This is a genomic window from Baia soyae (assembly GCF_004341445.1).
GTDB lineage: Bacteria > Bacillota > Bacilli > Thermoactinomycetales > Thermoactinomycetaceae > Baia > Baia soyae.
Genome location: NZ_SLXV01000002.1, coordinates 1 through 24,087, shown reverse-complemented (window position 1 = coordinate 24,087; position 24,087 = coordinate 1). Strand labels below are relative to the sequence as shown.

At 41.8% G+C, this 24,087-nt stretch carries 23 protein-coding genes; 13 read left to right on the top strand and 10 right to left on the bottom strand.

Translation table 11 applies throughout. From position 1 onward, the window contains the following. The first annotated feature begins 51 nt into the window (after nt 1-51). A complete protein-coding gene (gene pyrF, locus EDD57_RS00990; RefSeq protein WP_131847456.1) occupies nt 52-789 on the top strand; it encodes an orotidine-5'-phosphate decarboxylase in 738 nt (245 codons plus the stop codon). Further along, the gene (gene pyrE, locus EDD57_RS00985) at nt 786-1,373 is read left to right on the top strand and encodes an orotate phosphoribosyltransferase (RefSeq protein WP_131847454.1); all 588 of its coding nucleotides are present in this window, start codon (nt 786-788) and stop codon (nt 1,371-1,373) included. Before pyrF ends, pyrE begins: the two co-directional genes overlap by 4 nt. A gap of 59 nt (nt 1,374-1,432) precedes the next feature. Here pyrE and EDD57_RS00980 read toward each other — a convergent pair whose 3' ends face one another. Then, entirely contained in the window at nt 1,433-2,098 is a 666-nt protein-coding gene (locus tag EDD57_RS00980) for a hypothetical protein (protein ID WP_131847452.1), read from the bottom strand. A 305-nt stretch (nt 2,099-2,403) separates the two neighbouring features. Between EDD57_RS00980 and tnpA the strand changes: the two genes are divergently transcribed. Next, nucleotides 2,404-2,817, top strand: coding sequence for an IS200/IS605 family transposase (tnpA, locus tag EDD57_RS00975; protein ID WP_131847638.1), 414 nt, complete (start codon nt 2,404-2,406; stop codon nt 2,815-2,817). 7 nt (nt 2,818-2,824) lie between these two features. Continuing rightward, nucleotides 2,825-3,898: an RNA-guided endonuclease InsQ/TnpB family protein gene (locus EDD57_RS00970; RefSeq protein ID WP_131847450.1), complete on the top strand. Its 1,074-nt coding sequence runs from the start codon at nt 2,825-2,827 to the stop codon at nt 3,896-3,898. A 93-nt stretch (nt 3,899-3,991) separates the two neighbouring features. Here the strand turns inward: EDD57_RS00970 and pcp are convergent, their stop codons facing one another. Next, nucleotides 3,992-4,633, bottom strand: a complete 642-nt coding sequence (gene pcp, locus EDD57_RS00965; protein WP_131847448.1) for a pyroglutamyl-peptidase I — start codon at nt 4,631-4,633, stop codon at nt 3,992-3,994. Between the two features lie 25 nt (nt 4,634-4,658). Then, on the bottom strand, nt 4,659-6,383 hold the full coding sequence (locus EDD57_RS00960) for an Rqc2 family fibronectin-binding protein (protein WP_131847446.1): 1,725 nt from the start codon (nt 6,381-6,383) through the stop codon (nt 4,659-4,661). A 202-nt stretch (nt 6,384-6,585) separates the two neighbouring features. On the opposite strand from EDD57_RS00960, the gene EDD57_RS00955 reads away from it, so the two are divergent. Beyond that, nucleotides 6,586-7,404, top strand: a complete 819-nt coding sequence (locus EDD57_RS00955) for a methyltransferase domain-containing protein (RefSeq protein WP_131847444.1) — start codon at nt 6,586-6,588, stop codon at nt 7,402-7,404. An 8-nt stretch (nt 7,405-7,412) separates the two neighbouring features. Here the strand turns inward: EDD57_RS00955 and EDD57_RS00950 are convergent, their stop codons facing one another. The 3 genes from EDD57_RS00950 to EDD57_RS00940 all read right to left on the bottom strand — a co-directional run bounded on the left by EDD57_RS00950 (nt 7,413) and on the right by EDD57_RS00940 (nt 9,389). Then, nucleotides 7,413-8,237, bottom strand: coding sequence for a hypothetical protein (locus EDD57_RS00950; protein WP_131847442.1), 825 nt, complete (start codon nt 8,235-8,237; stop codon nt 7,413-7,415). 70 nt (nt 8,238-8,307) lie between these two features. Then, complete coding sequence (locus tag EDD57_RS00945; RefSeq protein ID WP_131847440.1) at nt 8,308-8,913, bottom strand: hypothetical protein; 606 nt, start codon at nt 8,911-8,913, stop codon at nt 8,308-8,310. A gap of 107 nt (nt 8,914-9,020) precedes the next feature. After that, nucleotides 9,021-9,389 carry a hypothetical protein gene (locus EDD57_RS00940; RefSeq protein WP_131847438.1) on the bottom strand — a complete coding sequence of 123 codons (369 nt, stop codon included), beginning with the start codon at nt 9,387-9,389 and terminating at the stop codon, nt 9,021-9,023. 275 nt (nt 9,390-9,664) lie between these two features. On the opposite strand from EDD57_RS00940, the gene EDD57_RS00935 reads away from it, so the two are divergent. Continuing rightward, complete coding sequence (locus tag EDD57_RS00935; protein ID WP_165873620.1) at nt 9,665-10,144, top strand: helix-turn-helix domain-containing protein; 480 nt, start codon at nt 9,665-9,667, stop codon at nt 10,142-10,144. 32 nt (nt 10,145-10,176) lie between these two features. Further along, nucleotides 10,177-11,022 carry a tetratricopeptide repeat protein gene (locus tag EDD57_RS00930; RefSeq protein WP_165873619.1) on the top strand — a complete coding sequence of 282 codons (846 nt, stop codon included), beginning with the start codon at nt 10,177-10,179 and terminating at the stop codon, nt 11,020-11,022. A gap of 121 nt (nt 11,023-11,143) precedes the next feature. Here the strand turns inward: EDD57_RS00930 and EDD57_RS00925 are convergent, their stop codons facing one another. The 3 genes from EDD57_RS00925 to EDD57_RS00915 form a co-directional block, all read right to left on the bottom strand. Continuing rightward, the gene (locus tag EDD57_RS00925; protein ID WP_131847432.1) at nt 11,144-11,695 is read right to left on the bottom strand and encodes a GNAT family N-acetyltransferase; all 552 of its coding nucleotides are present in this window, start codon (nt 11,693-11,695) and stop codon (nt 11,144-11,146) included. A gap of 419 nt (nt 11,696-12,114) precedes the next feature. Further along, entirely contained in the window at nt 12,115-14,262 is a 2,148-nt protein-coding gene (locus EDD57_RS00920; RefSeq protein WP_131847430.1) for a heavy metal translocating P-type ATPase, read from the bottom strand. A gap of 1 nt (nt 14,263) precedes the next feature. Next, entirely contained in the window at nt 14,264-14,638 is a 375-nt protein-coding gene (locus EDD57_RS00915) for an ArsR/SmtB family transcription factor (protein ID WP_131847428.1), read from the bottom strand. A gap of 173 nt (nt 14,639-14,811) precedes the next feature. Here EDD57_RS00915 and EDD57_RS00910 point away from each other — a divergent pair, with 173 nt between their 5' ends. Beyond that, entirely contained in the window at nt 14,812-17,541 is a 2,730-nt protein-coding gene (locus EDD57_RS00910; RefSeq protein WP_131847426.1) for a calcium-transporting P-type ATPase, PMR1-type, read from the top strand. Nucleotides 17,542-17,673: 132 nt separating this feature from the next. Then, nucleotides 17,674-18,528, top strand: a complete 855-nt coding sequence (gene dapF / locus EDD57_RS00905; protein ID WP_131847424.1) for a diaminopimelate epimerase — start codon at nt 17,674-17,676, stop codon at nt 18,526-18,528. An 84-nt stretch (nt 18,529-18,612) separates the two neighbouring features. On the opposite strand, the gene EDD57_RS00900 is transcribed toward dapF, so the two are convergent. After that, nucleotides 18,613-19,386 carry a DUF3153 domain-containing protein gene (locus tag EDD57_RS00900; RefSeq protein WP_131847422.1) on the bottom strand — a complete coding sequence of 258 codons (774 nt, stop codon included), beginning with the start codon at nt 19,384-19,386 and terminating at the stop codon, nt 18,613-18,615. 80 nt (nt 19,387-19,466) lie between these two features. Between EDD57_RS00900 and EDD57_RS00895 the strand changes: the two genes are divergently transcribed. The 4 genes from EDD57_RS00895 to EDD57_RS00880 all read left to right on the top strand — a co-directional run bounded on the left by EDD57_RS00895 (nt 19,467) and on the right by EDD57_RS00880 (nt 23,967). Beyond that, nucleotides 19,467-20,819, top strand: coding sequence for a glucose-6-phosphate isomerase (locus EDD57_RS00895; RefSeq protein WP_131847420.1), 1,353 nt, complete (start codon nt 19,467-19,469; stop codon nt 20,817-20,819). A gap of 154 nt (nt 20,820-20,973) precedes the next feature. Continuing rightward, entirely contained in the window at nt 20,974-21,558 is a 585-nt protein-coding gene (locus EDD57_RS00890) for a putative glycolipid-binding domain-containing protein (protein WP_165873618.1), read from the top strand. Between the two features lie 193 nt (nt 21,559-21,751). Then, nucleotides 21,752-23,164, top strand: coding sequence for a branched-chain amino acid transporter BcaP (bcaP, locus tag EDD57_RS00885; RefSeq protein ID WP_424205058.1), 1,413 nt, complete (start codon nt 21,752-21,754; stop codon nt 23,162-23,164). Nucleotides 23,165-23,346: 182 nt separating this feature from the next. Beyond that, on the top strand, nt 23,347-23,967 hold the full coding sequence (locus tag EDD57_RS00880; RefSeq protein ID WP_131847414.1) for a nitroreductase family protein: 621 nt from the start codon (nt 23,347-23,349) through the stop codon (nt 23,965-23,967). The last annotated feature ends 120 nt before the right edge of the window (nt 23,968-24,087 follow it).

The window sequence follows — 24,087 nt, the reverse complement described above, 5'->3', positions numbered from 1 at the left end:
AAACACCCGCACCTGCATTTCATATCATCTTATAGGAAGGGGTTTTGATCCATGGATCAAGCACGTCGCCAATTGATGATCGCTCTAGACCTACCATCTGGAGAAGAAGCAGAAACGTTTCTTTCTCATTGGCAGGGAGAGGAAAAACCGTGGATTAAAGTAGGTTATCAATTGTTTTACGCAACAGGCCCGCGCTGGATCTATGAGCGGAAACAAGAAGGATACTCTATCTTTCTTGATTTAAAGCTACATGACATTCCAAATACAGTAGCTAAAGCAGTAGAATCGATTAGCAAGCTAGGTGTAGACTTCTTAACCCTGCATGCCATGGGTGGCTCTGAGATGATGAAGCGTGCTCGTGAATCTGCTGAGCAATTTGCTTCCTCTTCCGAATGCCGGACTCGCCTCCTAGCAGTTACCCAACTGACGAGTACCCATGAAAAAATGCTACACGACGAGCTTGGAATAAATAGCTCAATGGAGCAAGCGGTTTTACGCTCAGCGAAGCTTGCTCATCAAGCAGGAACCGATGGAGTGATTTGTTCAGGTCAGGAAGCGAGAGCGATAAAAGAGGCGACAGAGCCTTCTTTCCTAGCTGTAACACCTGGGATTCGGCCTATAGGTGCTTCTGCAAATGATCAAAAAAGAGTTGTCACTCCAACTGCGGCGATTCAAGCAGGAGCCGATCATCTAGTAGTTGGACGTGCGATTACACATGCGCCAGATCCACTAGAAGCGTATCACCAAATCCTACAAGAAATCATAGAAGCCAGGGGGAAACTGAGATGAAACAAGAATGGAATTTGTCTGAAGCACTCATACGTACGGGAGTCGTAAAAGAGGGGCATTTTCTTCTCTCTTCAGGGCGACATAGTCAGCAATATATGCAATGTGCTCAGTTACTTCAGCATCCAGCAGACGCTGAGCAAGCAGGACAAGCTATTGCAAATCTGTTCCGTGATATGGAGATTGATGTAGTAGTAGGGCCGGCACTTGGCGGAGTTGTGATCGCTCATGAAGTAGCTCGCGCTTTAGGAGTTCGTTGTCTATTCGCCGAACGAAAAGAAGGCGTGATGGAGCTTCGTCGTGGATTTGAAGTAGAAAAAGGGGAACGCGTTTTAGCCGTAGAGGATGTTGTTACCACAGGTGGTTCTGTGCAAGAAGTGGTCACTCTTCTAGAGGGGATGGGGGCTGATGTAGTCGGAATTGGCTCCATTGTCGATCGAAGCCAAGGGAAAACTCCTTTCACCGTACCTTATCGTGCGCTCATGCCAATCGAAATCAAATGCTGGGAAGCAGAGAATTGTCCTCTCTGTGCAAAAGGAACACCCGTCGTTAAGCCAGGTAGTCGCACACCTATATCAAAAAAGTAATCCCCATAACATACAAAAAGTTGATCTCCCAAACGATATGAATGAGGAGATCGACTTTTTTACTTTTCCCAATTCAGATATCCTACGATCCCAAAACAGAAGAGACAAAAAACAAGTTGAAACCAGTCTTGCCACATTCCTTGAAACCCTATAGGGGTGTTCATTGCGATCGGGATAATGACAAAGCTGAGGCGGATGTAGCCTTTTTCATATTGTTTCCGGAGGAGATACTTGATCGTGGAGATAAAACAGTACAGCTTCCCTGCGAAGATAAGCGTATCGATATGATAAGAGTCAAAAAGCACACATAATACAAAAACGAGGAACCCCCAAATCCGTTGAAGCCAATCGATCACAACTGGATGAAGGATCACTTCGACAGGGGAATCAGTAGAGCGAGAGAGATGGCTATGAAGCTGTCTACCATATACAAACAGGAGAATCGTCCAGCCGATCAAGCCACCTAAAAAACTGGCTATTCCAAAGTGTTCCGTTCGACCGATATCATGCAAGCTTCCTAAGCTAAATAGGAGAAATGCAAATCGAATGAGCGATTCCGATCGTTGTTGCTGGATTTCATATTTGACGGTACTAAAGAGTAGATACAGGGTTGCCAGCAGAAACAGGAATGCTGGAGATGGAAGGACGATCGTAATAATAAGATAGATACATAATCCAATGCTTCGCTGTACCCATGTGAAAGGGCCGGTTTTATCTGTATGCATTGGCCGCTACACCCCTGTCTCTACAGATTAATGATATCAAAACTTTTTTCATTCGGAACCCGGAAATGAAATTCCATCTTCATGGAGGGACAACTCACTTTCGCACAAGGGTTGTTAATATTATTATTATAACAGATTATTATGTTTATTCTAATAAAAAAACAACTGAGCTGGACATGTAGCTCAGTTGTTTTTTAAGACCTGTGAACGGGAATTCTCCCCATTTCATTGTTCCCATACCATATGTAGTTCTATTTTTGATTATAAGTATTGATATATATCGCATTATTATCTATACTATATGTATGAATAAGGATACAATCAAGCACGCTCGAACATGCGTATACAACGTAAATTATCATATTGTATGGTCAGTTAAGTATCGCCGAGCTGTACTGGACCATGAAGTTGAAATCTATATGAAAGGACTATTTCAAGAAATCGCAGTAGAGAAGGGATTTGAGGTTGTTATGGCTGAAGTGGGTGAACAGGACCATGTTCATGTATTCGCTTCTGCTCATCCCAAGATCGCCCCATCTTACATAGTGAAAATGTTGAAAGGAATCTCTGCTAGAAAGTTATTTATGAAATTTCCTAAACTAAAAAACAAGCTATGGAGCGGTCATCTTTGGAATAGTAGTTTCTATATTGAAACCGTTGGTTCCATCTCAGAAGAGACGATTCGGAAGTATATTGAAAATCAGCAAAAGAAAGGGTGAACCATCTGTGATAAAGTCATACAAATTCAAGATAGAACCTACGAAGACTCAAATCGAACAGATTGAAGCTACCTTGAATTTGTGTAGATGGTTGTACAATACAGCATTGGAGCAACGAAAGTTTGCTTATCGGCATCGAAATATTTCGGTCAGCTATAATATGCAACAAAATGAATTGCCTCAACTCAAGAAAGAGCTTCCGGATTTCAAGCAGGTACAATCACAAGTGTTGCAAGATGTTCTACGCCGTTTAGATAAAGCATTCAAAGCGTTTTTTCGAAGGATCAAGGCGGGACAGAAGGCAGGTTACCCACGTTTTCAAGGAAAACGTCGTTATGATAGCTTCACCTATCCACAAAGCGGTTTTTCTCTTGAAAATAAATATCTGAAGCTATCTAAAATTGGGAATGTGCGCATCAAGTGTCATCGGCAAATAGAAGGAAAGATCAAAACCTGTTCGATCATTCGGAAGAATGGTCGGTACTATGCTTGCTTTTCCTGTGAAGTGGAGATAAGAGCTTATTCCACTGGTAAACAGGTTGGAGTTGATTTGGGTGTACGTCATCTAGCTATCACTTCTGAACGTGAGTTCTTTGAACATCCAAAGTATCTAAGAAAGTCGGAGCATAAATTGAAACGATTGCAACGTATTGTCTCTAGACGAAAGAAAGGATCTAACCGTAGAAGCAAGGCAGTTTCCTTACTCTCACGTATGCATGAGTACATAGCCAATCAACGGAAGGATACTGCCCATAAAATAAGCAGACATTTAGTAGATCACTATGACCTCATTGAATTTGAAGATCTGAACATCCAAGGGATGGTTCAGAACCACAATCTAGCAAAAAGTATTGTAGATGCTGGCTGGAATCAACTTGTACAGTTCACTACTTACAAAGCAGGGTATGCTGGTAAGCACGTGATTCAAGTGAATCCACACAATACATCACAAGCTTGCTCAGAATGTGGTCAGATCGTGAAAAAAACACTAAAGGATAGAACCCACCAATGTTCTTGTGGCTATGTAGAGGATCGCGATATCAATGCTGCACGAAACATTCTCAAAAGAGCTATAGCCTAAACGAATCTGAGGCACGGAACGTGCCTTCGTGGAGAATACGACGTTGGTCGATTCAATGAAACGAGAAGCTCGCCATTTCAATGGCGATGTAGTTCACTGTGTTTGTCCACCTTCTAGAAGCAGATCTTGTTCAACATCCACTGATACTTGAATCGCTATTTCAATCCCGCGTACCATTTCATCCAAGGACAATGATGCCATATGGGTACGCGTTTGGATCTGTTCGGGTAGGAAGGGGATATGAATAAACCCGCCACGAATGCTACTGTGCCTAATTTCATGCATGAGTCCGTAGAAAACGTGGTTGCAGACATAGGTGCCGGCTGTTTGCGAGACGGAGGCAGGTAATCCAGCATCACGTAAATGCTTCACAATTGCTTTAATTGGTAGACTGGACCAGTACGCTACAGGACCTTCCACGATAATCGGTTCATCAATCGGCTGATTCCCTTTATTATCAGGAATTCTCGCATCATCTACATTAATCGCGATCCGTTCGATGGATAAGTCAGGTCGCCCTCCAGCCTGTCCCACACAAAGTATGAGATCAGGCTTTACTTCTTGAATCGCTAGCCTTAATTGGTCGACTGCTTCTCCGAAAACACAAGGAAGTTCACGAGCATAGATCTTATACTTGTCCGTTTCCCTCCCATCAAGTGCTTTCGCAATCTCAAGAGAAGGATTGATTTCTTCCTCTCCAAATGGTTCAAACCCAGTTAACAATATAGCTTTCATCCTCAGACACCCTATCTGTACAGGATTAATGTGCTTTAGGTTTTGTCCGCTTTAACATCTCGCGAATGGTGTTTTCATCTGGTGTTACATATAAAGTTTGTTGATTTTCATAAATCACAAATCCGGGACGAGCACCTGCTGGCTTTTTCACATGCTTGATTGTGACATAATCGACTGGAACCTGACTCGACTCACGAGCTTTGCTGTAATAAGCCGCTAGAGTAGCAGCCTCTAAAAGCGTTTCTTCACTGATTTCTTTACTACGAATGACGACATGTGAGCCAGGGATATCTTTGGTATGAAGCCACGTATCCGAGTTGTGGGCAAGCTGATGAGTGAGATAATCATTTTGCTTATTATTTTTGCCGACTAAAATGAGCGTTCCATCTTTCGCGTACATGCTGATTGGATTCGGCTTCTCTTTCTTCTTTCGGTTCGGGCGACGTTGTGTACGTACCCAGCCTTCTTCTTCCAATTCTTCTCGAATTTGCTCTACTTCTTTTAAAGAGCTATTTTCTAGCAACACAAGCACCGATTCCAGATACTGATTCTCGTCCCCCGCGATGGCGATCTGCTCTAGATTGTACTTCTTGGACGCTTTCCGTTTGTTGTAACGTTTATAATAACGTTGTGCGTTTTCAGAAGGAGAGAGTAGAGGGTCTAACTGAATCTCGATCTGTTTTTCTTCCGGATCATAGTAGTTAGCAAGACGGACAAACGAGTCTCCGCGTTGGATTTCATGCATGTATGTTGTTAGTAGCTCTCCTTTGATACGTTCTTCTTCCACTAAATCCGATTCAGCAACTTCCTTGCGTAATATCTCGATTTTTTTCTCGTTTTTCTCCCGTTCATTCGTTAACCGCTTAATGAGATCTAACGTCTGCCCACGAACCCGATCTCGATCTGCTTTTCCATAATAGAAGGATTCTAGGCATTCACTCATTGACTCAAAAGGAAGATGCTCCCCGGCCAGATGAGTGAGTTCCGTCGCGTAGAAATAATGCTTTCCCTCTACTTCCACACGGGTTGGTTGATACTGATGGGTACGGAATTCCTCGATCAGCTGATGAAACGCATTCCATAGATTTTTTCGATCTCCAATTCCTGCCCGAAAGAGAATCTCTTTAGCAAGTAAAGGACCAAACCCCAGAAACCGATTGACTAACTGCTTATCGAGCCGTCCCGCCAGATAGTCAAATCCAGAGAGAAATGTCGTTTCATCCACTTCAAATGGATCTAACTTCTCTTGAGCAGGTGGGTACTCATAATCCCTGCCAGGTAAGACCGGACGTACTTTACTTACCGAATAAGGAACGCGGCGAAGTGCATCCATGATTCGATTTGTCTCAAGGTCGAGTAGGATCACGTTGCTGGTCCGACCTAATATTTCAATCGAAAGCCTTCGTAACACTTCATCTCCTAATTCGTTTACTCCTCGAATATCAATCTGCACAATCCGCTCCATACCCACCTGACGGACAGCTTGAATCAAGGAGCCTTCAATATGTTTGCGAAGAAGCATACAAAACATAGGCGGTTCCTTTGGATGATCCGCAGGGGATTCGGTAAATTGAAAACGAGGATAAGCAGGGTGGGCAGATATGTATAGTTTATGGTTTTGCCCTTGCGAACGAATATATAGCAAGAGTTCCGTATCACTTGGTTGGTAGACCTTGCTAATCCGTCCCCCAATCAACTTGGTTGTAAGTTCATGTGTAACCGCACGAGTTACGATTCCATCAAATGACATAAGTAGGTTCAGTCCTTTTATCTAGATCAAGACTATTGATTAGCCATTTGGTTAATCAATACGCCTAGTTTTCAGTTTATAGTGGTATTCCTTATTGTACCTGAATTCAACTACCTGTTGCAGAAAGAAAAAAGTCAATTGATAAGTTATTGTTTGCTTCTACCCAATCAAATTAGAATAGCGATATAGGAGTTGATCGATCATGATGAGTCAGGTTGCCAAAAACATTTATCGCTATCGAAAAGAAAAAGGGTTTACACAAGAAAAGCTTGCTCATTCATTAGGAATTACCCATCAGGCGATCTCCAAATGGGAGAATGAACAAGCAATGCCAGATATTACATTACTTCCTGAGATATCGAAGATACTGGAAGTAAGCATAGATAAATTATTAGGCTACGTTTCCCATGATAAACAAATTACCATATACGAAAAAGCATACGCTACGCAGGATTACTACTGGGGATTCCAGCCCCATTCAGATTGCTATAAGGTTCTCGAATATATACCACCTATTCGAAAGATGAAACTATTAGATATCGGATGTGGGGAGGGGAGAAATGCAGTCTTTTTTGCTAGAAATGGCTACGATGTAACTGCATTTGATATATCAGATGCCGGAATTGAAAAAACGAAGAGACTAGCCGATCACGTGGGAGTAGAAGTAAATGTGTTTAAAGCCGATCTACTAGACTTTCGACTAAACACCCACTTCGATATCTTCTTCTCAAGTGGAGTGCTCCATTACGTAAATCCTGAATATCGGAAAGAGCTATTTCAAAACTATAAAGACTATACCAACCCAGACGGAATGCATTTCTTCAACGTATTCGTACAAAAGCCCTTCATTCCACCTCCACCCGAAAACGAACCTAATGCACATGATTGGAAGTCGGGAGAACTATTATCGCACTATCATGATTGGTTGATAGAGGATAGTTCCGAGGACATCATTGATTGCGATTCGTCAGGTGTTCCTCATAAGCATGCTATGAATAGGGTGATGGCTAGGAAGGTGTGAATTCTTTTTTATGGTTTATCCTCTGAAAAGTCGTTCCGAAAAACCATGTTAGGGATATCTGCATATTCCACTTTTCCTTTGTATTCGCTAACGATGAGTGGCCTTACATCGATATTGAGTATCTGATTAGGAGGAGGCACGACTTCCCAATTAATCTGGATGGGCAATTGTTCTTTAGGCTTGAGTATATAGCCACCTTTCGAAAAAAGTTGCTCTTTTCCATTGAGTGTCACCTTGATATCGCTATCCGTAAATTTTATGTTGGGGTTGTTAATTAAAACACCTGTTACTTTTACTGGGTAATCATTCTCATTACTAGCATTTAGGATCAAGGGTCTGGTTTTGGAGAAAACACCTGCCCCTTTAGTTAAAGGCTGTATTCCTGAATAGATGCCGTCGTGTACATTGATCGTAAGATTCCCAATGTCCAATTCTTTTTTGTTCCCGTCTTTTGAATGGAAAACTATCTTATGAAACGTGTGCTTGCCTGTTGCTTGGGTAATTGCATAGATGAAGAAACCTTTTTGTTGCAGATCGGGTAACGGAGTATTTTTTTCCATGTTGAAACCTTCAACTTTTACGATATTGGTTGCCGGTAGAAGTTCAATGGACTTAAAGTCTTCTTTTTGTATGTTCATGTCAGCTGAATGGTTTATTGCTAGATTCATAATAAATTTGTTTTCATTCCCTACTTTCCAGAACGATTCATAACTACTTTCGTTCTTTGTAACTTGGAATATGTTTTTCTGTTGAGTATCTACTTTTGCTTCGGGGTTACATCCACCACTACTCCACAACAATAAAATGAGTAACAAATATTGCACCTTTTTCATTTCGACCACTCTCCATAATAAAAGTCCCCTCTGAGAGAGGGGCATCATTGATTTAAACTGACATTCGACATCACTTACGAGATGTTAGCCATGTAATATGAGTTGGATAATAGGCTTGAACTTGCTGGCTACCTGTTAAGTAAGACCATTTTCCTGTGATGACCATAACGGATGGAGATGCTTCAAGCTTCACACCAGTATGAGGCTTGACAGATACGGAAAATTCAGAGCTTTTTTCTACTGTATTTTGAGCAGAGTATCCCATAGATGCAGAGAATGCTTCATGGAAATTAGCGCTTACGCCTACATCAAAGGTGGTTGACCTAGTGGCTTTACTTGTAAACTTGTAGTTTACAGGTACGCTTAAAGAATTGTAATAGGATTCAATAGTAGTCGGAACCCAACATGCACGGGCTTCACGTTGGAATGTGTACTTGTCAAATAGATTGGGAGTCAAGAAACGGGATGGAGGAGAAGAGATTTCCTTTTCTGGTTTAAAATATTTAATGTCTCTCCCTTGATTTCCGTTAGGATTCTTATCATCCGGTCCACAAAAATTACCACTTGGTGGCTTTCTTGTAGGAGTGGTGTCAGTTTGTGCATGAGCTGGTACAAACGGTAGAAGCAGAGCAACCGTACACGCAAATGAAATAATCATTTTATTTGATTTTTTCAACGAGAACGCCTTCTCTCATGTATAAATTTGTCTTCTCTCCAAAGATATCCTGCAGTAGTTAGTTTGATTTGTCCCTATATGTGAATCCCTCCTTTCACTTGTAGATGCTAACTTTGTTCATCAAAGGTTTTTTTTAGCCTCTTCCACAACTCGAAGGCTTCTTTTTCTTCTTTAATTACACTGAATATGTCAACGGATCTTCCTGCAAATACTTTTACGCCTTCACTAATTCTGGCTTGTACCATATCAAATAATTTAAATTCAATTTTCTCTCCACCAGTGGTAATAATCTGGATCAGATTCATTCGTCGTTCGGGAAGGTGATGGATGGAACACTTTACACTCGGTTGAACTTCCCCATCTTTGATTTTGTATCCAGTTTCTTGCTCCAGTACTTTAATGCTTGGATTGCGATAAAACTCGTACATAAAGGATCGAATTTGTTCTTTTGAGCCTGTAACTCGAAACTCTAACATGGCTAATCCCTACCTTTACAACTTTTTGTTCAGAAAATTTTATGGATTGAATAAAAGTACTTATCCGTTGATTCCAATAAGTTTGTTTTTGCAACTTTATCTTACTATGGTACAATCAAAGAGTATAAAATTTGGAATATTTTTATTTAAATGCCGATTACATATAAAAAAATCTAGAATAACTTTCCGAGTGCTTCATTCCAGTTCATCCATACTCTTCTAACTATAAAATCCATTGGAAATCGGCAAAATGAATCAGAAAGGAGTGAAAAATTTTGGAGTTATTTTTTTATGTGACCGAAGAATTGGGACAAGCCATTGAAAAGGCAAGAAAGGAGAGGGGGTTCACACAAGAAGAGGTAGATGACTTGACAGGTTGTTCAGCATCTAATTTATACCTGATCGAAAAGGGCTATAAGAGAGTAAAGTACGAGACCATTGAAAAGATCTGTAGATTTTATGGAATAGACATTTCAAAATATCAATCTCAACAAGTATTGGAGGAAATGGTGGATTTAGATGATTTTTTTCAACTAGTTGACTTAGAGATGCGCATTCATCCCGACCAAGCGATGGAGATGTTTCGGCAGTATGAATCCAAAATAGTTCATCTACATGGACGTAATCCAGAATTAACGGTATTACGTTATTATGCGAAGGCTAAACAAGCTGAAGCTAGTGAAAAATATCAAGATTCAGTTGAATATTACCTAAGGAGGCATATTCTGCTCCAAATATGTTGCAACAGAATATAATAGCATCGTGTTACTACGGTATGAGTAGGATGTTGCATCTACAAAATGAGCTTCATAGCTCACTCAAAGCTATTGAAATTGGGCTTAAATCGTTTCAATCAGATGGAGAGCGAAGTCATCTAGCCTATATGCTAACGATTATGAAAGCCTCTGTACTGGAGAAATTGGATCGAAATGCAGAAGCACTTCAACTAGTAGAGGAAACTTGGGAAAACAGAGGGAATTATGTCTGGTTTTCTAATGGACTACTAAACCTGATTCAGATACGAGTGGAATTATTAAACAAGATGGGCTTGTATGAAAAAGCAATTCCGATAGCGAAGGAAGGACTTACCTTTGCGAAGCTTGACTCAAATATAGATCGAATTTTTGAGTTGCTTTCGTCTTTAGGAGAAGCCAATGCAGGCATAGGTAAGCTACAGGTTGCTAAGCTTTATTATCAAAAGGCAAACGAATTAGAGTCCAAAATCTCTCGTAAATCGTTAGCTATTACAACATATACCCAGCTTGGAAAGGTTTATTCACGTCAAGGGGAATGGAAGATGGCAGAGACAAATTTAAAACATGCTGTTAAAATAGGGGATGACGATGAGTACAGACTATGTAAAGCTCTGACAGCACTAGGAGACCTGTATTATCGAAGAGAGCAGTATGAAAAAGCTTATCCTGTTTTGGAGCAAGCATGGAAAATTGCACAAAAATCCACACTTGATGAGTCTGCATGTGACATCCTATTACTATTGTCTAGTGTATCCAAACACTTGAGATCAACGGAATACACAAATTACACAGATACTCTCGTCGATGTTCTAACATTAGTTCGCAAAGAAGGGGGAAAAATTATGACTAATTTTGTAAACGATCCACCGATGGAATAATTTTTCTTTTGCGAAGATATAAGCATCTAAAAAATATTAGAGGATTATGAAAAGAATGGGTTATCGATCTGTCGTGATCGAATCCATTCTTTTTTATGAGTAACTTCAATTCATCTTTTTCTTATCTCTCCCACTCAGACTTCAATATCGAATACTGATACTCATCAATCCATTGTCCTTTTGACATATAGTTTTGTAATAAATGACCTTCACGTCTCATACCTACTCGTTCTAAAACAGCAATCGATTTGCTATTTCGAACATCGGAGAAGGCGATTACCTTATGTTTTCCTAGTGAATGAAATACATATCGTAATAACGCACCAACAGCCTCAGTCGCGTATCCATTCCCTTGATACTCTGGAGAAAGAGTAAATCCAATCTCTACGATCCGAGGTTCCACTAAAGGTGTGTGGAGAGCACAATCGCCGATTAGTTGGTTTGTACCAGATAAAGCAACAGCAAACTGAAACCAACTCCCCGGTTGATTAGGATGATTTTGGATCTGTTGATTTACAAACACTTGCGCCTCATGATATTGATAATCTTCCCACGACTGAAAAGTAGCCACTTCCGGATTCGAACGATAGAGATGAAAAGGTTCTATGTCACCTGTACTAAATCTCCTTAAAATCAGACGATCCGTTCTTTCAAAGAATGAAGATGCTTCCATCTATGTACCTCGATTCTTGTGCAGTCTGCGTTTTCTTATTTTATCACGAATATTGCGGCTTCTATTAATAAAAGAAGGAGAAGCTAGCTTTTTACAACTAGCTTCTTTTGATCTTTGTAGTGCTCTATATAACGTTAAGCCTGCTGAATAACGAGTAAATGGAATAGGCTAGGGGCAATGTATCTGGCTATAGTGATGTTAGTGAGCCTGCTTAGCGCAGTCCTTCGAAGCAAGGGCGTTTTGTGGCAATGTCTGAGTGTTCTTTGCGAGTTTTGCCACTTGCCCGAAGCGGAGAAGGGCGGAGCGGACTTGTTCTTGACATCCTCGCTGGCTCACTATTTGAGCTGTAGACAGATACATGCCCCGGGCTTTCTTTTTTCAATAAGCCCATCATTTTGGTTTTACTTTAACTATGCGTCTTACTTTTCTCTAACCCTCAAAAGCCTCAACGCATTAGCTGTCACAATCAAAGTCCCACCCAAATCCGTAAACACAGCCATCCATAAAGTCAAATACCCCGGAATAATCAACAACAAAGCTAACAACTTTAAGCCAAATGCAAACGTGATATTCTGCTTAATCACCCGAAGAGCTTTACGACTTAACCGAATCGTAAACGGGATCTTCTGCAAATCATCTCCCATGAGAGCGATGTCTGCTGTCTCGAGGGCTGTATCCGTACCAGCTCCCCCCATCGCAATTCCCAGATTAGCAGTTGCAAGCGCAGGCGCATCATTAATCCCGTCTCCTACCATCGCAACCTTAGCCCCTTGATTCCGCAACGCTTGAATCTGAGCAAGCTTATCTTCTGGTAAAAGCTCCGATTGGATTTGACTGATGCCTAGTTGCTCACCAATAACCTGTGCCGTTGCTTGATTGTCGCCTGTTAACATAACCGTTTGTTTCATCCCAACACGGTGCAATTGTTGAATCACATCTGCACTGTTTGAGCGAATCTCATCTTGAACAGCAAACAATGCTAGTACTTGCTGTTCATTTGTTAGCAACATAACGGTTTGCCCTTTTGCTTGCTGCCTTTCGACTGCTTGTTGAATCGATTCTGGAAGGGAGTTTGTGGGCGATTCTGCTATATAAGAAGGTTTTCCTAAGCGATAGAGTGTTTCATCTATCTTACCCTCGACTCCTTTGCCTGTGACGGACGTGAACGCAGTTACTTGTTTTTCCGTTTGACTCCCTTGTTCCTGTGCATAGCGTGAAATCGCGGCTGCAATAGGGTGCTGGGAGTTTCTTTCTAAAGCATAAGCAATATCGAGAAGTGATTCTTTTGATTCTACTTCAGATAACATTTCAAAGTGGGTAACAGTTGGAGTTCCTTTGGTCAGAGTTCCTGTTTTATCAAAGGCGATGGTGTCAATCGATCCTGCTGTTTCTAAATGGATTCCGCCTTTGATAAGCACACCATGACGAGCCGCATTTCCAATTGCAGTGACGATGGCAACAGGAGTCGAAATCACGAGAGCACAAGGACAACCTACGACCAGTAGTGCTAAAGCCCGATAAATCCATTCGGACCACCCGCCGATAAAGAGTGGGGGGAGGACGGCGATCAGCAAGGCAAGTAGCATGATCGCCGGTGTATAGTACCGAGCAAAACGATCTACAAACGCTTGGGCAGGAGCCCGCTCTGCTTGCGCTTCTTCTACAAGGTGCACAATTTTAGAAAGCGTCGTGTCTTTTACTCGTTTGGTTACTTGGATTTCCAAATAGCCTTCTTGGTTAATCGTTCCGGCGAAGACATCGTCCCCTACATCTTTGCTAACTGGAATAGACTCACCCGTGATCGGTGCCTGATTGATGTAGGAAGAACCAAGATTTATCTTTCCATCCATCGGGATTTTTTGCCCAGGTTTTACAAGCATAAGGTCGCCCACCTGAATTTCATCGACTGAGAGAGTGATTTCCTTTCCATCCCGCCGAATGGTTGCTTGCTTAGGTGCGATTTCCATCAAAGAACGAATCGATTTTCGCGCGCGTTCCATCGAATACCGTTCCAATGATTCGCTTATGGCAAAGAGGATGACAACCGTTGCGCCTTCACTCCACTCGCCGATCGCCGCGGCTCCGAGTATCGCAATCGTCATTAAAACCTTCATATCAAATTCTAGGCGAACTAGGTTTCTCAATCCACTTAAGAAAAGACTCCAGCCACCTATTACGATGGAGCCAATATAGAGAGCAATCGTTAGGACCGCCTTTTCTCCAGAAGTAGAAGAGGAGATAGCTCCTAGAAGTAACAACACCGCAGATAAAAGGAGTTGAATATTTTCTCGATTCTTCCAAAAAGGTACCTTTTTCGTTTCCGCAATCCATTGCTGGTCTTCTCGAACTTTAATTTGATCGAAAGCACCTGCTTCTTCTAGTTCAGAAATCGTTGCTTTCCCGCAGACTGTCATTTTCGAAGCACCAAAATTGACCCGACAATCCTGTACATTTGGAAGGGATTTTACATTTTTTTCGAATTTGGCCGCACAAGAGCCACAAGTTAGATTATCTAATCGATATACAGTTTCATCCTGTTTTGTTTGAGTCATATCATGTTGAGACATTCTATCTCACCTCTTTTTGATGGACAAAAGCTAGTTGTATTAATTGGCTTACATGGTCATCGTCTAAGGAGTAGTATACGAGTTTTCCTTCTTTTCGAATCTTCGCAAGCCCCATTTTTTTAAGCAGTCGCAGATGGTGGGAAGCGGTCGCCATAGAGGATGAAATGATTTCGGCTACATCACAAACACATAATTCCCCTTCTTGATGGATGGCGTAAGCGATTTTTAGTCGCGTTGGATCGGCCAAGGCTTTAAACAGCTGTGCAGTGCCTTCAAAATCTTCCGCTTGCAAATCTTGTTGAATTCGTGCCACTTTCGGCTCATCAACACAGACTACTTCGCATTGTTCTGTTGATTCGAGAGAGGATGGTTTCATGTATACTCAATCCTTTATATTCAAGTATCTGTTTGAATGTTATTATATTCTTTCATTTTTTATCAGTCAAATATTTATTTGAATGTATGAAATCAATCATAACTCGTCCGAATGAACTGACTTGTCCCTGAATAGCATGTATAGAGCAAAATGGGACAAAGGGGGAACGATGTGTGTCGGACACAAACCAGTGGATTGATCTTGATCCAGAACGAGTCGCACAAGAGCTGAGAGTTGATTCAGAAAAGGGACTTACCCTAAATGAAGCTAAAAAAAGATTCAAACAAATAGGGCCGAACCAGATTAGTGAAAGTGAAAAAGCCTCCTTATTATCTGTCTTTGTAGATCAATTTAAAGATTTTATGGTGCTGGTCCTGCTGGCAGCCACCTTGATCTCAGGGCTACTGGGTGAGTATACAGATGCGATCGCGATTATTGCGATTGTGGCGTTAAATGCGGTTCTAGGATTTATTCAAGAGATAAAAGCGGAGAAATCGCTAGCAGCGCTTAAAAAGCTTTCTTCACCTACTGCTCGCGTAATGCGAGAAGGGAAATGGGTCCGAATTCCAGCTGAGGAATTAGTTCCAGGTGATCTTATTTTTCTCGAAAGTGGAGATCGGATTCCAGCCGATGTTCGCTTCTGTAAGGCGATCTCGCTACGTGTAGAAGAGTCAGCGTTGACAGGAGAATCGCTACCTGTTGAAAAAATATCAAGTCGCTTACCCCGTGCCGATGTGCCATTAGGTGATCGAAAAAACATGGGATATATGGGGACCCTAGTGATTCAAGGAACGGGCATGGGTCTGGTAGTGGGTACAGGTATGCAGACTGAGATGGGGAAAATAGCGCATCTGATTCAAGCAACAGAATCCACAGAAACACCCTTGCAACGACGGTTGGAACAATTAGGGAAAGTGTTAATCGTGGCTTCCATCTTTTTGACCGCTGTGGTAGTTGGAACTGGGATTTGGCACGGGCAAGAGATGTACAAAATGTTTTTGGCCGGTGTGAGCTTGGCGGTTGCCGCGATTCCAGAAGGGTTACCAGCGATTGTAACAGTCGCTCTGGCGTTGGGAGTTCAGCGCATGATTAAGCGAAGAGCAATCGTACGCAAGTTACCTTCTGTGGAGACGTTAGGTTGTGCAACGGTGATTTGCTCAGATAAAACAGGCACATTGACTCAAAATAAGATGACGGTTACCAGGCTATGGACGTTGGGAAAAGAAGTGGAAGTAGATCCCAATGTTTCGGCTCATAAAGACTTCTTTCGCATCCAAAATCAAGTGATCTCCCCTCAAAAAGACTTAGGTATTACCCGATTGTTAGAAATATCGGTACTGTGCAATAACGCTGTGTTAGAGCGTACGGGGCCAGATCAGGTGGATACTTGGCAAATAGATGGTGATCCAACTGAGGGAGCTCTTCTAGTTGCCGGTGGAAAAGCAGGCTTATATCAAGATGTTTTAACAAATTCATGGAAACGAATGAGAGAGTTCCCGTTTGATTCGAAACGAAAAAGGATGTCGGTCCTTTTAACCAGCCCATCGGGCCAATGTTTCCTCTATGCAAAAGGAGCACCCGATGTGTTACTCGAAAGCTGTACGTATGCTCTCGTTCAAGGGAAGGTTACCCATCTTTCAGACCAGCTTCGCCAGCAAATCCAAGAGCAAAATGAAAACCTAGCAAGTATGGCACTGCGTAACCTAGCATTTGCTTACCGAGAAGTGGGAAAAGGGGAACAACAAAGTTCTCAAATGGCTCTTGAGGAGAAATTGGTCTTTGTCGGACTAGCTGGAATGATTGATCCACCTCGCCCGGAAGTAAAAGATGCGATTGAAATATGCCGAAATGCGGGCATTAAAACGATTATGATTACAGGTGATCATCAAGCGACAGCGGAGGCGATTGCGTATGAATTGGGGATTAAATCAACATCCGGGTTAACAATTAGCGGGCAACAACTAAGCGAGATGAGTGATGAACAACTACAAAATAGGGTCAACGAGATTGATGTGTATGCGCGAGTCTCTCCTGAACACAAATTGCGGATTGTAAAAGCTCTGCAACAAGCTGGTCACGTAGTGGCGATGACGGGTGATGGTGTAAACGATGCCCCAGCGATAAAAGCAGCCAATATCGGCATTGCCATGGGAGTGGCTGGCACGGATGTGAGTAAGGAAGCTTCCTCGCTCATATTAGCTGATGATAACTTTGCAACGATTGTTTCTGCCATTGAAGAAGGTAGGCATATCTACGATAACATTCGTAAGTTTATTAGCTACTTGTTAGCTAGTAATGTGGGTGAGATTTTAGTGATGTTTTTTGCGATGTTAGCAGGACTTCCCTTACCGCTGTTACCGATCCAGATTTTATGGGTGAACCTGGTGACAGATGGCTTACCTGCGATGGCACTGGGTGTAGACCCTGCTGAGGAAAATACGATGGCTCGTGTTCCTCGAAACAGCCGTGAAAGTGTTTTTGCTAGGGGAGTAGGTTGGAAGATTATCACACGCGGATTACTAATCGGTTCATGCTCGCTACTCGCTTTTTGGGTAACTTTTATGCAATATCCTGAGAATCTCGTCGTCTCACAAACAGTCGCTTTTGCTACATTGGTTATGGCCCAATTAATCTATGTATTCGACTGTCGCTCAGAAGGAACGATTTTTCAGAGAAACCCATTTAATAACAAGGCATTGCTCTTGGCAGTAGCTTCGTCGGTACTCTTGTTGTTAGCGGTCATTTACTATTCACCCCTACAACCAATCTTCCATACGGTACCTATTGGACTTCGAGACTGGATTCTCGTTACCGTTACGGCTTCACTACCTGTACTCTGTGCGGGTTTGTTAGATTCGGTGGCCCTCACAGTCCGCAAGGTATTTAAGTTAAGAATGAATTAATTCCGGATAACGAACAGACATGTGAACCAATCGAGTTCATCTGTCTGTTCATTTTTTTATATCCTCTTTTCAGGATAAATATTTTTTGATATGTTGAGTGAGTTAATCTTTCTCATAAAAGGGGATTTCCTTATGCGTTTTACGAAAATGCATGGTCTTGGTAATGATTTCGTGGTCGTAGTAGATCGCGAAGGTGTGCCGGGAAATATAGCTCAACTTGCTGTCGCGGTTTGCAATCGGCATACAGGAATCGGGGCAGATGGTTTGGTATACATCTTGCCGTCTGAGGTAGCCGATTGTCAGATGCGCATTTTTAATGGAGATGGTAGCGAATCAGAGCAATGCGGAAATGCGATTCGCTGTGTTGCAAAGTATTTTTATGAGCGGATATCAAGTGGAAAAGCAGAACTTACGATCGAAACAAAAAGAGCCATCCAGCCAGTTTGGCTTACAGTTAGAGAAGGGAAAGTGACCCAAGTTCGTGTGGATATGGGTCAGCCGATTTTGGAAGCGAGCCAAGTTCCTGTGATCTCAACCCAAACCATTGCCCAAGAAGAGCAATTGGTGGTGCAAGATCGTGAATTTGTATACAGTGCTGTATCCATGGGGAATCCACATGCTGTGATTGAAGTGGAGGACTTGGCGGAGTTTTCTCTTCATCAGTACGGTCCGCTAATCGAAAGTCATCCCAACTTTCCCAACCGTACCAATGTAGAGTTTATCTCGATCCAAGATGCTAACTCTGTCAAGATGCGGGTCTGGGAGAGAGGAGTGGGAGAGACGTATGCTTGCGGTTCGGGTGCTTGTGCTACGGTGGTAGCGTCAGCTCGTAAAGGAAGGCTTGACCGTAAGGCTACTGTTCATCTAAAAGGTGGGGATCTGCTCATCGAATGGCGAGTAGAAGATGATCATGTCTATATGACAGGACCTGCCGCTTATTCCTTTGACGGGGATTGGGAATTGCTGAAACCTGTTCATCTTGCATAGATTTTGTGATGAGTGCATAGCATAAGATAACCGAATGGGCACGAAAGTCTCTCGTCTAGGATGTATACTGGATGAGGGGCTTTTTTATTTCCCAGCCCCTTTTCGCTTTCTTATAGTCGTGAAGAGGATAACACCAAGGAATAGAAGGGCTAACAAGGATAAGATGCCAACTGTAATAGGATTTGGGATTTCAACTGTCATGAAGATAGGATTTTTTTGTCCAAATTTTAAATCCCAACATAAGGTCTTCCCATCATTGCTAGCCTGATTTGCATTGCTATTATCTGGCGCGATAGGCAGAGTGATCTGAAACTGTAAAGAAGGTGGAGTTTCATTCTTTTTTCCAAAATAATGCTGATAGGTAGCATATATTTTATTAACAGGTAGACGGGTTAAATCAAGCTCAGTGTTTCGATATCGGATCTGAGTGGTAAATAAATCCGAATTCCATGTTAAGTGCTTGTTTGGTTTGGTTTTTTCACTTGGTGTAGAGTCTAGTGATTGTAAGCTAGGAAGATCGCTTTGTAGGATCGTGGTCCATGAATTCATTAATTGTGAGAAGTCAGGAAAATCTTGCTGGATGGGAGTATCTAGGATGTTTTTTACTTTTTTCTCCGCAGAGAACCCGACCGCTTCAATTGTTTTGATGGGAGTGATCAGATAGCCTTTTTGCTTATAATGATCAGACAGCCAGTTTGTTATTTTACTTAGCCTGGGATCATTGACGATTTGAAACTTATATGTACCGGATAAGTCCCAATTTATATTCATATGGATATTGGCTTGTGCACAACTCGTTAGGAGTAGACTACAACATAGTCCGATGAAGAAAATTTGGGTTTTATGAACGAAGGACATAAGAAATCTCTCCCTTTCAGGGTTTATATGTTTTGAGATGGACAATATAACACAAAGAGAAAATCATACGGGGGGCATTTATGAGTAATATTCAGTTTCAATTCCAAACAGCTAGGCCATTCTTAGGAGATCATGAAGTAGCACAACTTGCTCCAGCGATTCAATTAGCACATGAGCAATTACATAACGGAACGGGCGCAGGTTCTGATTTTTTAGGATGGGTGGAGCTACCATCTAAATATGACCGAGAAGAGTTTGCCCGAATTCAGGCCGCCGCAGAGCGAATCCAAGCGAATTCGGATGTATTAATTGTAATTGGAATTGGTGGTTCCTACCTGGGTGCGCGTGCAGTAATTGAGATGTTGTCCCACTCTTTTTACAACATGCAAACCAAAGAGAGGCGGAAAACGCCAGAAGTTTACTTTGTAGGTCATCATATAAGTTCTCACTATGTTGCAAACCTCCTTCAATTGATAGAAGGAAAAGATGTAAGTGTGAATGTGATTTCCAAATCGGGAACCACGACAGAGCCAGCTATCGCCTTCCGTATATTCCGTGATTATCTAGAAAAGCGATATGGGCTAGAAGAAGCAAGGAAACGGATTTTTGCGACTACCGATCGGGAGAGAGGCGCGCTTAAGACCCTTGCTACGGCAGAGGGCTATGAAACATTTGTGATCCCTGATGATGTGGGGGGACGTTATTCTGTTCTTACAGCAGTTGGACTTTTGCCGATTGCCGTATCAGGAATTCCGATCCGAGAATTAATGGAAGGCGCACAAGAAGCAGAGAAGCAATACGCAAATCCGGATCTAGCTTCCAATCCATGCTACCAATATGTTGCTGCCAGAAATGCCTTGTATCGCAAAGGAAAAACGACCGAAATATTGGTAAACTACGATCCGGCGCTTCAATATTTCTCTGAATGGTGGAAGCAGTTGTTTGGAGAAAGTGAAGGGAAGGACCAGAAAGGATTGTTTCCAGCATCGGTTAACTTTACTTCCGATCTTCATTCGATGGGTCAATATATCCAAGAAGGGCTCCGTACGATTTTCGAAACCGTTCTCTTTGTGAATCATTCTTCGCAAAAGATCGTGATTGAGAAAGCAGAGGACGATCTAGATGGGTTAAACTATCTAGCAGGGAAAGACCTAGACTTTGTGAATGCAAAGGCATTTGAAGGAACCTTGCTTGCTCATACAGATGGGGGTGTTCCAAACCTCGTCTTGAGAATAGATGAACTAACCCCACGAACAGTCGGGCATCTGATCTACTTCTTTGAAAAAGCTTGTGGAGTTAGCGGTTATCTACTAGGAGTGAACCCGTTTGACCAGCCAGGGGTAGAGGCTTATAAGAACAATATGTTTGCTTTGCTTGGTAAACCTGGTTATGAGGATGAACAAGAACAACTTTTGAAGCGTTTGGAAAATTGAATTCGATATTAAAAAAGAGACGGTTTCTATGCCGTCTCTTTTTTTCTAAAACGATCGAGTGGGTCTGTTTTTTTGATAAATTATCGGATTAGGATCATATAAAAACGGGTATAGAGAAAGGAGTTATGAACGAAATGAGGAGACTGCCATGCACATGGATGCAATTTGGCGTTCTTGGGATGAATCAACACTAGAGCACCTATCTTTTGATATCAAAGATACACAGATTATTGCGAACTCTGTTATCACAGCAACTAGTGGAGTTCATCCTATTTGTATCTCATATCACTTAATTTGTGATAAAGAATGGAGGACGCGAGAAGTTTCTCTTCTAGTTTCACATGAAGAACAGCCCAGGTTTCTCCACCTACTTTCAGATGGAGAGGGGAACTGGAGCTATCGTGATGGAGATCCGATAGCAGAACTAGAAGGATGTATTGATATCGACCTTTCCATCTCTCCCTTTACCAACATCCTACCCATTCGTCGACTTCACTTTCCCATTCGGCCCACTAACGCCATGCCTGTTGTTTATATTGACGTACCAAGCTTGTCTCTCGAACGAGGATGTCAACGCTATACGCATTTAAAACGGAATGGCCCGCTAGTGAAATATAGCTTTGAAAATCTATATAAAGGATTTACCAAAGAGTTTTGGATTGATGAACATGGACTCGTCATAGACTATCCTGGTTCATTTCGCCGAAAAGTAGAGGTAGAAGTAGAAGTCGCTGAATAAGCGGCTTTTTGTTTGGAGATTATACCTATTAGTATAAATTGCCTATTAAACTTACACCTAATTATCACTTGACTACATAAAAGCATTTATGTAAAATGGCGTAAAGCTAGCACATATTAATATTTCATAGAATATTAATCGTTTAAATTGTTTAAATTGTTGTGTTTTAGCTCTATAGGGAATAGGGGGATTTATCTTGAAATCATCTACGGGGCTTTTCCGTAAAAAAAGTATTCAAAGTTTTGTGCAAGATGCGCAAACAAAGTCAAAGTTACAACGTAACCTAACTGCATGGGATTTGGCTTTGCTGGGAATCGGGGCCATTATCGGTACAGGGATTTTTGTATTAACCGGTACAGGTGCCTTGCAAGCAGGTCCAGCACTTACCATTTCTTTCTTACTAGCTGGTTTGGCTTGTGCGTTTGCAGCACTTTGTTATGCTGAGTTTGCAGCACTGGTTCCAGCATCTGGATCAGTTTACACCTATAGCTATGCCACACTAGGTGAGCTGATTGCTTGGGTGATCGGTTGGGATTTAGTGTTAGAATATTTGTTCGCCGTTAGTTCTGTTGCCGTAGGGTGGTCAGGCTACTTTCAAAACTTACTATCTGGATTTGGTCTTCATCTACCAAAAGCATTAACAGCAGCGTATGATGCTCAAGCAGGTACACTATTTAACTTACCTGCTGTCCTAATTGTTTTATTTATTACCTTTTTATTAGCTACTGGGATTCAAGCCTCAAAAAAATTAAACAATATTATGGTGCTTGTAAAAGTAGGGGTTGTTCTTCTCTTTATCTTGGTTGGTGTGTTCTATGTACAACCAAGTAACTGGTCACCGTATGCACCATTTGGTTTTAGTGGGATTTCACTCGCAGCAGCCACGGTATTCTTTGCCTACATTGGCTTTGATGCGGTAGCGTCTGCAGCGGAAGAAACGAAAAATCCACAACGCGACTTACCACGTGGGATTTTATGGTCACTTGGGATTTGTACTCTTCTATATGTAATTGTTTCAGCAATTATGACCGGAGCGGTTCCGTTTGCTCAGTTTAAAGACATTGCTCATCCGGCTTCCTTTGTAATGGATCAGGTAGGACAGAATTGGGTTGCAGGTTTTATCGATGTAGGAGCTATTTTGGGTCTTACAACCGTTATTCTTGTTATGTTATATGGACAAACTCGTATTTTCTACGCTATGTCTCGTGATGGACTATTACCGAAATTCTTCTCTGATGTAGATGAAAAACACTCGACTCCTTATAAAGCAACTTGGTTAGTTGGGATTATCGCCGCGCTAATTGGTGGACTATTTAAATTAGAACACTTGGCTGAAATGGTGAATATTGGTACACTTTTCGCCTTCATGCTTGTTTGTATCGGAGTTCTAATTCTTCGTAAAACGGAGCCAAACCTACCACGTAAATTTAAAACACCATTTGTGCCATTGGTTCCAATCTTAGGTATATTATTCTGTGGATACCTCATCTTACAGTTAAAAATGATTACGTGGATCGCATTTGGTATCTGGTTTGTAATTGGACTTGTTGTTTACTTCGGATACTCTCGCAGACATTCATTGATTGGCAAAGGTTCCACGAAATAGGAAAGCGAAATGATTGTAGACAAGCTATAGGAGCGAGAGTTCCTGTAGCTTGTTTTTTGCTTTCTATATGGAAAGATACGCTTGTTATTAGGTACTTATTTTTATATACTAAGTAAAGATTGTAAAGCATAGTTCTAGGTATATGACGACGACTAGAACAACGGTACTAAGGAGGAATATGAATGAATGCGAACTTTCAAGCAGTAAAAGAAGTTATGCTATCTCGTGGTAGTGTAAAACGATATGATACATACGAAATGCCAAAAGAAGAATTGGATGAGCTGTTAATCCTTGCAGCAAGTGCTCCATCCGCTTGGAACATTCAGCATTGGCGTTACCTAGCGTTTCAAAGTGAAGAAGCTAAACAACGTTTACTTCCGATCGCCTATAATCAGATTCAGGTGACCGAATCATCTGTTGTGATCGCGATCTTAGGGGATGTTGAGGCAAACCAAGGAGCTCGCCTCGTTTATGACGAGGACCTCAAGCAAGGAGAGATAACACAAGCGGTTTATGATCGGACGCTTGGACAAATTGACGGTGCTTATCAAAACAAACAATACGCTCGTGATGCAGCTTTTCTAAATGCTAGCCTCTCCGCTATGCAGTTAATGCTGGCAGCAAAAGCAAAAGGGTTTGATACTTGTGCCATGGGTGGGTTTAACAGCCAGTCATTGGTAAAAGAATTTAATATTCCAGATCGCTATGTTCCTGTAATGCTAATCACGATCGGGAAAGCAGCCCAGCCTGCCCGTCCTACTAGTCGTTTATCTTTGGATAAAGTCGTATTGGAAACTTTATAGGCACATACACAAAAGCCTGCTTCGTTGAAGTGAACCCAAAAAGTTAGACACGAAGTTTTAAGCAATCTGCAGGGTATGTGTTCGGTATTGAACCGGACTCATGCCCTTTAGTTTTATCTT